This is a genomic window from Prevotella intermedia ATCC 25611 = DSM 20706 (assembly GCF_001953955.1).
Lineage (GTDB): Bacteria > Bacteroidota > Bacteroidia > Bacteroidales > Bacteroidaceae > Prevotella > Prevotella intermedia.
Genome location: NZ_CP019300.1, coordinates 840,239 through 855,432 on the forward strand (window position 1 = coordinate 840,239; position 15,194 = coordinate 855,432).

14 protein-coding genes and 1 tRNA gene are annotated in these 15,194 nt (G+C 40.5%); 4 read left to right on the forward strand and 11 right to left on the reverse strand.

The features are described 5' to 3' along the window. Nucleotides 1–19 precede the first annotated feature (19 nt). From BWX39_RS03450 to BWX39_RS03485, 8 genes are all read right to left on the reverse strand, one after another. The gene (locus tag BWX39_RS03450; protein WP_028904903.1) at nucleotides 20–1,435 is read right to left on the reverse strand and encodes a tetratricopeptide repeat protein; all 1,416 of its coding nucleotides are present in this window, start codon (nucleotides 1,433–1,435) and stop codon (nucleotides 20–22) included. Nucleotides 1,436–1,513: 78 nt separating this feature from the next. Continuing rightward, nucleotides 1,514–2,473, reverse strand: a complete 960-nt coding sequence (locus BWX39_RS03455) for a PstS family phosphate ABC transporter substrate-binding protein (RefSeq protein ID WP_028904902.1) — start codon at nucleotides 2,471–2,473, stop codon at nucleotides 1,514–1,516. 9 nt (nucleotides 2,474–2,482) lie between these two features. Further along, a complete protein-coding gene (locus BWX39_RS03460; protein ID WP_028904901.1) occupies nucleotides 2,483–3,370 on the reverse strand; it encodes an energy transducer TonB in 888 nt (295 codons plus the stop codon). 35 nt (nucleotides 3,371–3,405) lie between these two features. Continuing rightward, the gene (locus BWX39_RS03465; RefSeq protein ID WP_028904900.1) at nucleotides 3,406–4,065 is read right to left on the reverse strand and encodes an ExbD/TolR family protein; all 660 of its coding nucleotides are present in this window, start codon (nucleotides 4,063–4,065) and stop codon (nucleotides 3,406–3,408) included. A 2-nt stretch (nucleotides 4,066–4,067) separates the two neighbouring features. Then, the gene (locus BWX39_RS03470) at nucleotides 4,068–4,721 is read right to left on the reverse strand and encodes an ExbD/TolR family protein (protein WP_028904899.1); all 654 of its coding nucleotides are present in this window, start codon (nucleotides 4,719–4,721) and stop codon (nucleotides 4,068–4,070) included. 31 nt (nucleotides 4,722–4,752) lie between these two features. Continuing rightward, a complete protein-coding gene (locus BWX39_RS03475; protein WP_014710470.1) occupies nucleotides 4,753–5,592 on the reverse strand; it encodes a MotA/TolQ/ExbB proton channel family protein in 840 nt (279 codons plus the stop codon). A gap of 479 nt (nucleotides 5,593–6,071) precedes the next feature. After that, nucleotides 6,072–7,280, reverse strand: coding sequence for a bifunctional 3,4-dihydroxy-2-butanone-4-phosphate synthase/GTP cyclohydrolase II (locus BWX39_RS03480; protein WP_028904898.1), 1,209 nt, complete (start codon nucleotides 7,278–7,280; stop codon nucleotides 6,072–6,074). 77 nt (nucleotides 7,281–7,357) lie between these two features. Then, the gene (locus tag BWX39_RS03485; RefSeq protein ID WP_028904897.1) at nucleotides 7,358–9,271 is read right to left on the reverse strand and encodes an LptF/LptG family permease; all 1,914 of its coding nucleotides are present in this window, start codon (nucleotides 9,269–9,271) and stop codon (nucleotides 7,358–7,360) included. A gap of 240 nt (nucleotides 9,272–9,511) precedes the next feature. On the opposite strand from BWX39_RS03485, the gene BWX39_RS03490 reads away from it, so the two are divergent. Next, nucleotides 9,512–9,585: transfer RNA gene (locus BWX39_RS03490), tRNA-Met, on the forward strand. Between the two features lie 81 nt (nucleotides 9,586–9,666). On the opposite strand, the gene BWX39_RS03495 is transcribed toward BWX39_RS03490, so the two are convergent. Beyond that, nucleotides 9,667–10,035, reverse strand: a complete 369-nt coding sequence (locus BWX39_RS03495) for a winged helix-turn-helix transcriptional regulator (protein ID WP_028904896.1) — start codon at nucleotides 10,033–10,035, stop codon at nucleotides 9,667–9,669. Nucleotides 10,036–10,280: 245 nt separating this feature from the next. Between BWX39_RS03495 and BWX39_RS03500 the strand changes: the two genes are divergently transcribed. Both BWX39_RS03500 and BWX39_RS03510 read left to right on the forward strand, forming a co-directional pair. Beyond that, the gene (locus BWX39_RS03500) at nucleotides 10,281–10,733 is read left to right on the forward strand and encodes a cupin domain-containing protein (RefSeq protein ID WP_028904895.1); all 453 of its coding nucleotides are present in this window, start codon (nucleotides 10,281–10,283) and stop codon (nucleotides 10,731–10,733) included. 504 nt (nucleotides 10,734–11,237) lie between these two features. After that, complete coding sequence (locus BWX39_RS03510) at nucleotides 11,238–11,789, forward strand: 3'-5' exonuclease (protein ID WP_028904894.1); 552 nt, start codon at nucleotides 11,238–11,240, stop codon at nucleotides 11,787–11,789. 109 nt (nucleotides 11,790–11,898) lie between these two features. Here the strand turns inward: BWX39_RS03510 and BWX39_RS03515 are convergent, their stop codons facing one another. Further along, on the reverse strand, nucleotides 11,899–12,804 hold the full coding sequence (locus tag BWX39_RS03515; protein ID WP_028904893.1) for a DMT family transporter: 906 nt from the start codon (nucleotides 12,802–12,804) through the stop codon (nucleotides 11,899–11,901). A 177-nt stretch (nucleotides 12,805–12,981) separates the two neighbouring features. Further along, complete coding sequence (locus BWX39_RS03520) at nucleotides 12,982–13,764, reverse strand: tRNA threonylcarbamoyladenosine dehydratase (RefSeq protein WP_028904892.1); 783 nt, start codon at nucleotides 13,762–13,764, stop codon at nucleotides 12,982–12,984. 143 nt (nucleotides 13,765–13,907) lie between these two features. On the opposite strand from BWX39_RS03520, the gene BWX39_RS03530 reads away from it, so the two are divergent. Next, nucleotides 13,908–15,191 (forward strand): MFS transporter, encoded by a 1,284-nt coding sequence (locus tag BWX39_RS03530; protein WP_028904891.1) that lies wholly within the window; start codon nucleotides 13,908–13,910, stop codon nucleotides 15,189–15,191. The last annotated feature ends 3 nt before the right edge of the window (nucleotides 15,192–15,194 follow it).

The following is a 15,194-nucleotide window of genomic DNA, read 5'->3' on the forward strand; positions in this document are numbered from 1 at the left end:
GTTAAAATATGGTTTACAATTAAAGACCTAAAGCCTTCTTTGCATTTTCGTTATTTGGGTTTACAGTCAATACCTTGTTAAAGTATTGCTTAGCTACTTCGGCATTGCCTGTTTTTGAGTAGTAGTAACCAAGGCCATAGTAAACCTGTTCCAAGTATGCCTTAGCGTCATCGTCAAGTTGTGGCTTAGCTTCTTCGAATGCTACAATCTTCTTATAGATGTCAGCAACCTTGTCAGCATCGTTTTTCATCTGTGCTGCATTAGCCTGATTAGACCAAATCCAGTCTGAAATAGATGGGAACTTAACTACCATTTGGTCGTAAATGGCAATAGCTTTATCCAAATAGGTGTCTTTTACAGCCTTATCGGTTTCTGTTTCAGCCTTCTCTATCCATGTTTGAGCGAGCTTAGCCCAATCGTTAGAGTTGGCATTCTGATTCTTTGAAAGATACTCCATCTGAAGTTTCAAAGCCTTATCTACTTCACCCTGTGCCGCATAAACTTCAGCAATGGTCTTCATTGGCTCAAAGTTCTGCTTGTCCATATCGAGTGCCTTGTTAAGGTTCTCCAACGCTTTATTGTATTCTTTGTTGCCAGCTAAAGCCTTACCATAAACTGCATAGTCGTTGGCAACCTTTTTACCAGAACCTGCAAACATTTTGTTCGCAAATTCCAAAGCATCAGCAAAGTCAGCCTTTTCAACTGCAACCATCATACCAACACGTGCAATATATTCGCTGTTTGGAAATCTTTGCAAACCAGCTTTCACAACTTCTAATACCTTGTCATACTTTCGGAGAATGAAAGCTGTGTAGCTATATTTATAGAAGTTATCTTCTGTTAAGTTTGCACGATTGGCTTTTTCATACCAAGAAAGTGCTTCAGTATACTTTCCATCACTAAGCATAATTTCTGCTGCAGTTGCTTCCACTGGATAATTAGGCTCTACCTTGCGTAGTTCTTCAAGTTTCTGAACTGCAACTTCAGGATTTACGTGGCGATAAACTTTAGCATAACGCTCGTAAGCAGCTATGTTGTGAGGGTCAAGACTGATAGCAGTGGCATAGTGTTGTGCTGCTGCACCTGCATTACCTACGCTATCTTGTAATGCTACAATATCGCCAAGAAGGAGGTAACCCAATGTTCCGTTCATCTTTTTGTTGGTAACGATAGAGTTTGCAACCTTCATAGCTTCAGTAAAATTGCGCTGTGCCAAATATACATTGCCAAGAGCTGTGATTGCTTCCTCGTCTTTCTTATAAACCTTTAAGTATTCTTTTATAAGATCCTTACCTGCTTTTGCATCGTTAGGAGCAGCTTCGATAGCACTGATAATTGGGTTAAGCGCAGCCTTATAGCCGTCGTTTTGAGCTATTGCAGGAGTTGATAAACTTAGTATCAAAGCTCCAGCTAATAAATATTTCTTTGTCTTCATAATCATTTATTATTTAGTTAAACTTACTGTTGATTAATGTTTATGATTTAATACACAGTAGAAAGTTTAATGATTTTATCATTTCTTAATTCTTACTTCACGAATAGTGATTTCTCCACGATAAGGAAGTAAACCTGTTTTCAACATTATTTTTTGCCCTATTGGACCAGCAATAAAGTTTGCAAATGCCCATGGCAATGCTTTATGTGGGTCGGCAACAATGGCATAGATAGTTCTAACAAATGGATAGCGCCCATCAAGGAAGTAAGCTTGATAAGGTTGCCAACTGTTATAATCTTCTGCCTTGCTTGTTTTAGATATTGCCATTACACGAATATCGTTTCTAAATGTGGTGTTGGTAGAGTCGCTTCGGTCGTTCAACCAATTAGAACCAATCACACCTATTGCGTTTGGAGTCTTCTTTACATATTCTATTACAGACTTACTGTTCTTAGCTGCAACAATGTTCTGACCCTTTATGTTCTTTCCTTCTAATATTGAATCAACAACAAAATGGAGTGTTGCTGATGCTTTATTGTCGAATACAACTTCTATATTTCCCTTGTCTGAATGAGGGTAAAGCTGCTTCCAAGTCGTAACTTCGCCCTTAAGAAGGCGTTTTACGTCGGTAACTGTGATACATGAGTCTAAGTTACTCTTATTAATGATAAATGCTATGCCATCGTATCCAACAGGGAATACAGATGGAATAGGTCCTTTACCTCTTAATATTGCATCTTCGCCTTTTTGTAGAACGTGAGATGTAAACAAAAGATTAACCTTTAGGTCGAGCAGCATCTTCATTCCAGTGTTATCGTCAGTATAAACTGGGAGGAGATGCGTTTGAGGGTAGCGATACTGATATACCTGCAATTCCTCTTCGATAAATTGACTAAAACTTTCGTCAGAGGCGAATTTAATCGTCCCTGACGTCGGTGTATCTGTTCTACCGTCCTTAGCCTTTCTCTCCCCGCAAGAGGAGAGAGAGACTACGGATAGTATCAATCCTACGATTATGTAGAATCTGTTTCGTTTCATAAATTCGAATTAGTTCAGTTTAAATGTAACAGGAAGTTGGAACCAAACGTTTGCAGGCTGTCCGTTGTTCATACCTGGAATCCACTTTGGCATACTGTTCACTACGCGAAGTGCTTCACGGTCGAGTGCTGGGTCTACACCACGTGCAATTTGCGCTTGGCTAACAGAACCGTCGCGACCGACAACGAACTTCACGATTACTTTTCCCTGAATGTTATTCTCAATAGCTACTGCAGGATACTGCAAGTGAGAAGAGAGCCATGCATTTACATTACCTTTGAAAGCTGGCATTTGCTCTGCGAAAGTAAAGATCTTCTTTTCAATATCTTCCTTTGGAGCTTCTACCTTTGGAGCCTCAGCTACAGGCTTCTCAATCTTAGGGATGATTTGCTCTGGCGTTGCCACTGTACTTCTATCAGCTACGATATTACGGTCTTCAACACCTTCTTTTGTTTCGGTACCGACAGCCTTGGTCTCCTTATTCATCTTGACCATTGGTGGCATTTCTTCCTTAACATCTTTGTCATCTTTAATGACAGGTGCTGTAAACTTTACAGTAGCACGAGTTTCAGGAACAACCTTTTCAGGCTCAATTTTCTTGGGCTCTTCTTTCTTCTGTTGTTTCTTACGCTCTTCTTGGTCTTTCTTAGCTTGCTCAAGAGCTGCTAATTCCATCTTTGCTGCGTATGCTTCTTGCGCTGCAATATCATCATTGTGTTTCTTAATCTGGTAAGCCAGATAGCCTCCACCGAGGAATGCAGCAACAAGCAGAATAGCTAATGATTTGATATTTCGCTGTGAAACTGACTTACGAAGTTGGTATGCTCCGTATGCCTTGTTCTTTTCAGCGAATACCATATCGACCCATTTAGGATCGTATAGATCTATTTTTGCCATGTCTTTTTTTCTTTAATTGTTATACATCAATAACATTAAGCCTTAATACCCTTTGTCAAAAGCAAAGCCTTTTCTTCTGGGGTAAGCTTATCAATGACATAAGTTGCAATATATGAAATCTGCATTTCATCGAGAATATCTACAAGATGACTGTAAGAAGCCTTATCAGTTGGTTTGATAATGACGGTCAAGGTTGGAACCTTCTTGCCATTTACATTACCTAACTTGATGTTTGTAAGTTCAGCTTGATAAATGCTGTCAGGGTAAGCTTTTTCGTTAGCAGCTTTCTTCTTTTGCAATTCTTGTACGGCAATGCGCATATCGTTGTAGGGAACGCTTGCGCCATTGTCTACTTCCTTGTGCTGAAGAACGTAACGAATACCAGTCTTGCCAGTACTCCAATCGGCTTTCTTCAACCAATTAGGATTGTCAAGCTGTGGTTTGCCCTCACCATAGAACATCTTGTCATCTTCACCAATAAAGATGGTTATAGAGTGAGACTCCTTTGCTTCATTCTTCTTTGTTTCATCTTGTGTCTTGTCATTACTTGGCATGGTCAACTCCATAGTTGAAGGCTTGCTAAGTGAAGTACAAAGCATGAAGAATGTAATAAGCAACATAAGCATGTCTACCATTGGCGTAAAGTCTACGCGAACAGTCATTTTTTTCTGCTTGCTTTCTTTTTTATTTGCCATTATTAGTTCTCCTTAGAAGCTGCTTGTGCAGCCTTTTTAGCGTCCAACTGTGTAATCATGTAGTAATGACTTTCGTCCATATCCTGGAGTTCGCTCATCACCTTCTTAACTGTACCATAAGGAGTGTTTGCGTCAGATTTCAAAGCAATTCTAACTTTAGGATTTACTTGGCGTGCCGCATTAATCCACTGTTGAAATTCTGTCATCTCCTGTCCTTCGATACTATCGAGAGGGATACCCATCTTTGGGAGTTCTTCACTACGAAGCTTTGCAGACTTACTCAAGTAAGTTGGGAGCTTGTCCAATGGTGCGCCAAATGTAGACTCAGCCAAGAAAGTTTTCTTCTGCTCTGGTGTAAGTTGTGTAACCATATCTACAATTTGACCTAACTCATTAGTGTTGTCGTAGTTCATAAATACCTGGCCTTCGCCAGTTGGTTGACCTGCAGCATTCTTTTCAGGGCTGATAAGCACTGTGAGAACACCATTCTCTGGCACTTTCATATCAGACACAGAACCTGGAGTGTTAACTTTCACTGGCTCATTCTTTACGAAGGTAGAGGTGAGCATGAAGAAAGTAAGCAACAAGGTCATAACGTCTGACATCGGCGTCATGTCAATCCAAACGTCTTCTTTCTTAATTTTTACTTTACCCATAGCGATAATGTATTTAAAGGGTTAGCAAAAATTAAGCTTCTTCTGTGTGGTTTACTTCGTATGTCTGAGCAATTGAGTAACCAACCTCGTCGAGTGCGTAAGTCAACTTGTCTACCTTGTTTGAGAAGTAGCCGTAAGAAACTACTGCACACCAAGAAGTAGCAATACCGAATGCAGTATTAATCAACGCCTCAGAAATACCAGCAGAAAGTGCAGCAGAGTCAGCACCACCACCTGCAGACAAAGCAGAGAACGACTTGATCATACCAGTTACGGTACCGAGAAGACCTGTAAGTGTACCAAGTGTAACAAGTGTTGCAATGATAGGAAGGTTCATTGTAAGAGTTGGCATCTCAAGCTGAGTTGCTTCCTCGTGAGCCTGCTGGATCTTAGCAACCTTCTGTGCTTTCTTTAAGTTAGCGTTAGCACCGCTTTCCATAGACTTGTAAGCGTTCAAAGAAGCCTTTACAACGTTTGCAACAGAACCTTTCTGCTGGTCGCAAAGTTGATTAGCCTTGTTCATATCGTTTGCATTCAATGCAGACTTAATGTTTACAACGAACTTAGGAAGAGCACCCTTACCAAAAGCGGTCTTCAAAGCCAACCAACGCTCGATTGACATAGCGAGCACAGTGAGCAACAAAGTGTGGATAACAGGAACCACGATACCACCTTTAAAGATAGTACCCCATACGTCAGCTGGGTGTTCTTTTGTACCTGGATCTTGGAAGTGCATATCATGAGCAAACCATGTAAAGAACAATACGAATGCTACGACACCGCAAACTGCGATGATCCAAAATGCGCCTCTAACTCCTGTGAAGCCCTCTGATTTCTTTTGTGGGGCTGCTTTTTGTTGTGTAGTTGCCATAAATGATAAAATTTTAATTTTTTAGTTATAAATGAATTGAATTATTAATATCTAATTGATTTTAAACAGATTGGATATTTAGCTGCCAAATAAATGCCAACTTTTTTCCGCACATTTTCGGCAAAGATAACAATTAATAGAGAATTACACTTGAAATTGACATCTTTTAACTGTTGCTTTTTGCTTGTTTTACTACGTTTTCTGCATTATTGCGACACTTTTATAAATTCTTTCTGTTCTATATGTTCTATTCATACCTTATGTGTTTTTAAGTTAAACATTTGGTATTGAATACAGATATACTCTGTGTTTGTAGTTATTATGACTTCGTTGTTTCATAATAGACTGCTTCTCTTGCCTACAAATTTACTTATTTAGTATGATTTAAACGAAAAAATAAAGACATTATTTCATTTTCAACCTATGAAATAATGTCTTTAATATATATTAAGGTGTAATTTCTCTATAAGTTTAACACTTTATAGGTGTAAATCGTGTCCCATTCTATCTTTCTTTGTTTTCAAATAACGATAGTCGTATTCGTTTGGTCGTACTTCTATGGGAATATTCTCTTGTATTTCCAAACCGTATGCTTCCAAGCCGACACGCTTTGTCGGATTGTTGGTCATCAAGCGCATCTTGTGCACGCCGAGATGGCGCAACATCTGAGCACCACAGCCATAATCGCGTTCGTCGGGCTTAAATCCAAGATGCAAGTTGGCATCTACAGTATCAAGACCCTGCTCCTGCAGTTTGTAAGCAGCCATTTTGTTCATTAATCCTATGCCTCTGCCTTCTTGCTGCATATAAATCAGAACGCCCTTTCCCTCTTTCTCAATCATTTCCATAGCTTTGTGCAACTGCTCGCCACAATCGCATCTCTCGCTGCCAAGGATATCGCCAGTGGCACAAGAAGAATGCACGCGCACCAATACAGGTTCGTCTTCGCGCCATTCGCCTTTAATAAGAGCCATGTGTTCTACACCTGTAGAAGTCTGTCGGAAAGGAATTAAGCGAAAGTGTCCGTATCTCGTAGGCATATCAACTTCAACACCAACTTCGATGCTTGTTTCTCGCTTTAGACGGTATGCAATGATGTCTTTAATACTGATAATCTTCATATCCCACTCTTTGGCTTTTTCAATGAGTTGGGGCATACGTGCCATTGTTCCGTCGTCGTTCATGATTTCCATTAACACACCTGCGGGGAAGCAGCCTGCCATCTTGCATAAATCGATGGCTGCTTCGGTGTGTCCTGAACGTCTTAACACGCCATTATCCTGTGCATACAATGGATTTATATGTCCAGGGCGTCCAAACGTCTGTGGTGTTGAGTTTGGGTCGGCCAATGCCTTTATGGTTTCGGCGCGGTCGTGAGTAGACACACCCGTTGAACAGCCTTCCAATTTGTCTACGGTTACGGTAAATGGTGTGCCAAGTACCGATGTATTATCAGTTACCTGATGTGGCAAATCTAATTCTTTGGCTCGCGAAAGCGTTATTGGAACGCAAAGTACGCCACGAGCATTTTTCAGCATGAAGTTCACCTTTTCAGGGGTAATCATTTCAGCAGCCATAATGAGGTCGCCCTCATTTTCTCGGTCTTCGTCATCGACTACAATAACGAATTTACCTTCTTTAAAGTCTTTTACTGCATCTTCAATGCTACTGAGTTCGAAGTTCTCCATAATTGTATTTTAAGTTTAAAGTCTATGTTAGTTTCATATAACACGACCTTAGGTTTGATTTATAATTATTTTAATTGTTACTGTTTCTCTTTAGCTATTATCTTATCGCTTTCAGCAATAATGTTTTCATTCGTTTGCTTTATTGTTTTTAAATCACGATACAAACGCAATCGAAAGCCCCACATTCTGAAATAGAAGAATAAACCAACGGGAAGAATGATAGCAGAAGCAATGTTCAGCCACTTGTACTCAAAAGGACGGGTATGTGCCTTTGTTACCAATATAGGATATTGGTTGAGTTCAGAGAGTATCACCTTATTGCGCGTATTGGCTAAATCTTCGACAACCGTTTCAAGGTCGTTGCTTAAACGTTCTATTTCGTGGTCGGGTTGATATTTAAAGAACGTCCTAATAAAATTAGGTGGCGACTTCAAGTTGCTCTTCTTCACATACGCCACAATGTCCGTATTCATTTCTCTCAGCACATTGGCATCGTCAGCATACTTCGGCATATTGATAATGACTTCTTTGCTGCTGATGTTGCGTTTTATACGCAGACCCAATATGCGCATGGCAAGGTTACGATACAGGTCGATATTGAACACTGCTGAATCGTTATTTGCCTTATAAGTAATGAATATGGCTGTTGGAATAAGAATAGCAGGCGAGAGCCCTCGTCCGAACCATATTGCCCAGTCGCCTTGCCTTGACATTCGATAGCCCGTATTATTTAATATGTAATAAATAATAAAGACCAACACGCTTATTATAATAGGAACGCCCAAGCCTCCCTTTCGGATAATTGCACCCAAAGGTGCTCCGATGAAAAAGAAGATAAGACAAGTTAGCGACAATAGATACTTATTTATTTCTGCAATATCGTGCATTCGTATAAGTTTATCGCCATCGCTGGTTATCATGCTCTTAAAGTCAAGGTCGGCAACCGTCTGTTGCGTATTTATCAAAGCACGGTCGATGGCTTGTCTGCGCTCTTCGGGGCGCATTTTGCTATAAAGCGAATCTAAATCGAAATCTTTGGTCGAAGCCAATGCCATGGCTTCTTCCATTTCTTTCTTCTTTAGCTTCAAAATAGGGTAAAGTGCCTGCCGTGCATCTTTGTAATACGCATTGCCCACGCTGTCGTAAACCTGAACTATCGAATCCTTATCGTGGCGTATCTTGGCAATACTTTTCGTGCGGGCATCGTCCGAAATTCCCGCCATATCAGTTAAGTTGAAGTCGGCATCGAAGTCTATAACCAACTTTTTGTGCACAAAAGATTCGCGGCGATAGGGCACGCTGGCACTACTGCCCAATTCCTGCGAACGCATATTCTCGAACCATTCGCCATTCCACAGGTTCAGTACGAGGTGTTTCTTCTCGGCTGTTGATTGCAATAATCCCGAATCGGCAAGTATGATGGCTTGGTCTTCATACGAATCGGTCATGCGGTAAATCATTATATTATATAGGCGTCCTGTTTCCAAATCGCGTTTTTCAACATAAAGATTGGTCTGCGGAATACCATTATAAAAGACTCCTTCTGGTATTTCCAATTCAGGACTCTTCTGCTTCATCGATATTAACAACTGGTTGAAATGCTTTTTGGCATTAGGACCTACGCTGTCTTGAAAGTAAAACGACATAAGCGCGATGAGTAAAGTAAATATCATTACTCCTCTGAAAGACTGAATAAGCGATATGCCTGCAGCCTTAATGGCAGTCAGTTCGGAACTTTCACCAAGATTTCCAAACGTAATGAGCGACGATAGCAGCACGGCAAGTGGCAAAGCTTCTGGTACCATCATCAAACTCATATACCAAAAGAACTCGCCAAGTACATCGAGTGTAAGACCTTTACCAATCAGTTCATCAACATATTGCCACAAAAACTGCATCATCAGCACAAACAAGCTGATGACGAACGTTCCTGCGAAAAGCATTCCAAACTGCTTTATTATAAATATGTCTAACTTTTTGATGCGAAACATTTTCCGTTGCGCAATGTACACTTACGCACATATTGCTTTGCAAAATTACACAAAATTATCAGAGTAGCCACCTATTTTTCATTTTTTATATCCTAACAAAGGTCTTAACACGGCTATACTACCGCTTGAGAACTATATTTTTAAAATATCATCAATAAATTTTCAAATAAATTTTGTCGGTTCACTTTTTTTATATACCTTTGCAACCGCTTTTCAAAAGCAACCTGTAAAAGGGTTGATGGCGGGATAGCTCAGTTGGTTAGAGCGTCGGATTCATAATCCGGAGGTCCGGGGATCGTAGCCCCGTCCCGCTACATAAAAAGGAGTTACGAAAACGTAACTCCTTTTTTTATTTTCATTGTTAAGGCTTTGGTGGACTTTTCAAGATGCAGCAATCATTTCAATAAATAACGTTGTCTCGATTCAATAATGTCATTCATATTTTCACTTGCCCATACCAGCAAGTTGTCTATAAGGGGTAATAGACTTTGTCCTTTATCAGTAAGCGAATACTCCACACGTGGTGGAATCTCAGGGAAAGCCTCACGATGAACGAGATTATCACCTTCAAGCATTTTAAGAGTAGTTGTCAGCATCTTTTGGGAAATATCTGGAATATTGCGTTGCAACTCCTTAAAACGCTGATTTTTGTTAGTTTCCAATGTAAAAAGCACCAACATCGACCATTTATCGCCTATTCTCGATAATACATTTCGGACAGGACAATTAGGGAAAAGAGCATCTCTTACTTCATTTCTATTCATAGTTAATAGAGTTTTAAAACGATATTACTGCACAAAAGTAACTATTATAGCTTGAGCAGGTGTTGTTTTATTGTTAAACAGTGCTAAAAGCAAAACACTTAACCCACTCACTTTCAATATTACTTACTTCTAAGTAACTGGCTTACATTTGCGTGCCTACTTGCATAAACTTTTGAAACACAATATCTTTGCATTGTCAAAACAAAAATAATAACAACTCTTATAACGAATAAACAAATAGCATTATGAAAACAGTAGAAACAATTAAAACAGGTAAGAACTTCACAGCAGTGAGTGTTGGTAAACTTAACGAGATTAAAGATTACGTCCTTCCAATGGGCGACATTGAGATTCCTGGCAAGGTATTCGTCGGTCAGGCATTGCAGGCAACAGGCAGTGAGCTATCATTCCAAGTGCTTGTTCCTAATCAGGATAGCGGTTTTCTTCACACACACAAGACACACGAGGAACTTTACTTCATTCTTAAAGGTGAAGGGGAATATCAAGTTGATGGAGAAATATTCTCAGTATCGGAAGGCAGTATTATTCGTGTAGCTCCTGATGGCAAACGTGCATTGAAAAATACTGGTAAAGATGAAATGTTGATGCTTTGCATTCAATACAAAGCCAATAGCTTTGCAGAAAACGATTCGCCAGCTGGTGATGGCGTTATACTGAATGATAAGCTGATTTGGTAATTTACTTACAGACTCCCTGTGTATTCGATTTGCAATGTCCTCACACGACTTTGCGAGTCGAATATTAGTCAGAAAGTAGGCTATAAAGATGTAAACATTTTTCATAACGATATCTTTTATTCAACCGATTGTTTATCAGCGTGTTATAAAACATGTTGTTTTGCATTCTAAAAGCGGCTCTTTTGCAAGGTAAAAGAGCCGCTTTTGGCGTGCAAAACCTACGCTTTCGCAACGTCAAAGCGCAGTTATCACTTTTTAACGGAATTATTTTTACAAAATCAGAAGTGTTTTTCAGTATTTTAGTTGTGCGATAAAAAGAAAACAACTCAAGTAAAGAAGTATTGAAAAAGAATTATAAGTGGTGTTTATTATATCTTGCAATATTCCATTTTTTATATATGTTTTTTGTATATTTGTATCGAAATTAGAATCTTGGAAATCGAGTAGTTGCAAAGCAATGAAGTGCTTTGAAGAGAATAAATTGAACTATTAGATGGATTGGGAATGAACAATATAGATTTTATAGCTATTGATTTTGAGACTGCTACTGCTAAGCGGGCTTCCATTTGCGAAGCTGGTATTTGTGTGGTGAAGGGCGGTAAAGTGGTAGAAACCAAATCGTGGTTGGTTCGTCCCGAAGACAATCGTTACGACTATTGGAACATTTGTGTACACGGGATTCGGCCGTCAGATACTGCCGATGCACCAATGTTTCCTGAAGTATGGGCTGAAATAACCGATTACTTGCAGGAATGTCCTGTGTTGGTAGCCCACAATGCTTCGTTCGATATAAGTTGTATCCGTCATTCTTTAGATTTTTACAGTCTGCCCACGCCCGAAGTAGACTATTATTGTTCGCTTCGTGCAGCCCGCCATATTTACGATTTTGATTGCAACAAGCTTGATTATCTTTGCAATCAGTTTGAAATACCTTATGGTACGCACCATCGTGCAGGCGACGATGCGGAGATGTGTGCCCGCCTTTTCCTGCGCGAAATAAGAGATGCAGGCTGGGTAGAGCTGGAAGAAATGGATTATTGTAATGGCAAGCTGTAAAAAAAGGCTTTCTATTTAGGTAGAAAACAATAGCTTAGGTAATCTTCTATCTCAAACAAAACAGCCTCTGCACTAAATGTGCAGAGGCTGTTTTGCTTTTTTGTTTCTCTTATTTTTTATTGGCAAAGAACACGCCAATCAGAATTAGTACACTACCGATGGCTGCTTCCATAGTCATTTTCTCGCCCAAGAAGATGGCACTGATGATGACAGTACAAATAGGACTGAGGTAGTTGTAGTTGGCTATCTTCACTGCGCCCACCTTTTCTGTAACGTAGCTCCATGCGCCAAAGCAGAAGAAAGATGCAACCAAACCGAGGAAGAGAAGGTTAAAAGTAACGGGCAAATCGGTAAGGAAGTTCTCTACAGGATAATGCCAAGGTGTAATAATGAATAATGGAATGCTTGTTAATGCGCCGTAGAAAAACATTTTACGGGTAAGGAATGCCGCACCGTATTTCTGTCCTAATGGGCGGAGCAGCAAGCAGTAAGCACCAAAACAGGCTGTTGAAAGCAGTGCCAAGGCATCGCCCAACACACGGTTGGTTACAGTTGAACTTTCGTTGTTGCCGCCAAATATAATGAACGATACACCAATCAAGGCGATAATCGAACCAATAGCAAGAGATTTTGTTAGTTTTTCTTTGCAGAAAAGTATCGCCAAAAACATTGTAAATAGTGGCGATGTGCAGAGAATGAAGCTGATATCGTTCACGCTACCCACTTGGACTGCAAAGTTTTCGGGGATAAAATAGAGCGAACCTCCTAAAATACCACATGCCACCATAAGCAATTCGTCCTTGATATTAGCGGACCATAGTCGTTTGTAAGACAGAGTCCACATAGCAAGATAGGCTATGATGTAGCGTGACAGAAAGACTTCGTCGGGACGCATACCACCTTGGATTACTACTTTCGTGTTTACAAGCGTAGCACCCCAGATACTTACAACCAAAATTGCGATGAGATGATAGAGGACAACTCTATTTTTACTCTCTTTGACTGTGTTAGGCATAAAACTATTTTATGTTGATTTAAAGTAGCGCAAAGTTAAGACTTTTTAGAGTATAAACAAAATTCTTGGCTTTTAAATCTTGCTAAAACTTGAAATTTATGCGTTTTTTATGTGATATTTAACACTTGGAACGCTGTTACAGCTATTTGTTTTCCTTCTTTCGTTCTAACGAAATGTCTATTTCTTGATGTCTGTTTCGCGCATTGTTTTTGCAGCTTTGCACAAGTCTTTTATCACCTCTCCGCCTATTATTAATCCTGCTGTGGCAGGCACCCATGCGTTTGAAGCTGGTGTGGAACGCTTCTTGTGTGCGATGGTTTCTGTATTTGCAGCATCGTTTTCGGTATTTTCATTGTCGCCTGAATATAAAGATGTTAGCGGCTCTTCGGGACTGTAAACAACCTTTACGTTACGTATGTTGGTCTTACGGAGCTTCTTTCTTAACACCTTTGCTAAAGGGTCGTTAATTGTTTTAAACAAGTCGGTTACTTCAAACTGCGTTGCGTCCAATTTGAAAGCAGCCCCCATACTGCTAATCATAGGTATTCTTAGGTTGTGGCAACGTGTTATGATGTCTATCTTTGCCACTACAGTATCAATGCAATCCACCACATAGTCGTATGCTGTAAAGTCGAATTGGTCGGCAATCTCAGGAAGATAGAATGTCTGAAACTTCTTTACCACGCAACTTGGGTTAATATCTTTAATGCGTTCTTCTGCTATATCTACCTTTGCTCGTCCGAGTGTAGCGTGTGTAGCAATAATCTGTCGGTTTATGTTCGATAGTCCAATATGGTCGTCGTCTACGATTCCAATTGTCCCTACGCCGCTGCGTGCCAATACTTCTACAACGTAACCGCCCACGCCACCGACACCGAAAACCAGCACGCTGCTGTTTTTTAAGGTGTCCATAGCTTTGCTGCCCAACAGTAATTCTGTTCTTGAAAATTGCTCTTCCATACCTTACTAAATTCCTTTGTGGGTGCAAAGTTAAGATAACATTCCCATAAAATGGCAGTAGTTTCTGTTTTTATGTTAGCTTTTTTCTTTACCTTTGCAAGCGATGTGCGGAGTTTGCACATTATTATAAATGTGGATTTAAAATGCAAGAACAGAATATTAAAAAGAAAGTATCGCCTTGGGCGTGGGTTTCTACACTCTATTTTGCCGAAGGATTGCCCTATGCAGCAGTAACATTGGTGTCGTTGGTGTTTTACCAACAAATGGGATTGAGCGATGCTGAAGTTACTTTTTACACATCGTGGTTCTATCTTCCTTGGGTAATAAAGCCTTTATGGAGTCCGTTTCTCGACCTTATAAGAACCAAACGCTGGTGGGTGCTGTCGATGCAGATGTTGCTTGGCGCGGCTTTCGCAGGCGTTGCGTTCACCATTAACACGTCGTTTTGGCTGCAAGGCACTATTTGTTTCTTCTGGTTGTTAGCCTTTTCGAGTGCTACACACGATGTTGGGGCAGACGGTTTCTATATGTTGGGACTTGATTCGCACGACCAAGCTTTCTTCGTGGGTATTCGCTCAACGTTCTACCGCATTTCAATGGTTGTTGGAAAAGGTGGTTTGGTAGCCCTTGCAGGATTGCTGCAGGAATATATGAAGGTGCAACTTTCGTGGGCATTGGTGTTCTATGGCTTGGCAGCAATGTTTATCGGACTGAGCCTTTACCATAAGTATGTACTGCCAAAACCTGATGCCGATGCCGAACGCACGCAACTTTCGACTTCCAAACTGTTGAACGAATTTGTGGGAACATTCGCAAGTTTCTTCCGCAAAAAGCAAATTCTGATGGCTATTGCCTTTATGCTACTGTTCCGTTTGCCTGAAGCACTGTTGAATCCAGTAGGTCCTTTGTTCCTTAGAGCATCAGCCGATAAGGGCGGATTAGGTCTTTCTTTAGAGGCTTTCGGCGTTGTCAATGGCATCGTTGGCGTGGTCGGACTGCTTCTTGGTGGTATTTTAGGTGGCTTGGTAGCCAGCAAGGACGGACTGAAAAAGTGGCTTTGGCCTATGACGCTTGCCATAACCTTGCCCAATATCGCCTATGTTTATCTTGGCTTTGCAATGCCTTCTACGCTTTTTGCCATCGGTGCAGCCATCTTTGTAGAAAACTTTGGCTATGGTTTTGGCTTCAGTGCCTATATGCTTTTTATGCTATACTTCAGTCAAGGAGAGCATAAAACCAGCCATTACGCCCTTTGCACGGGCTTTATGGCACTGTCAATGATGTTGCCAGGTTTATTTGCTGGTGCTTTGGCAGATGCCGTAGGTTACGACATCTTCTTTGTTTTGGTTATGGTGTCGTGCATCTTCCCCTTCATTGTAGCATCTTTGCTGAAGGTAGACCCTAAGTTTGGCAAGAAAGATGCGTAGAGA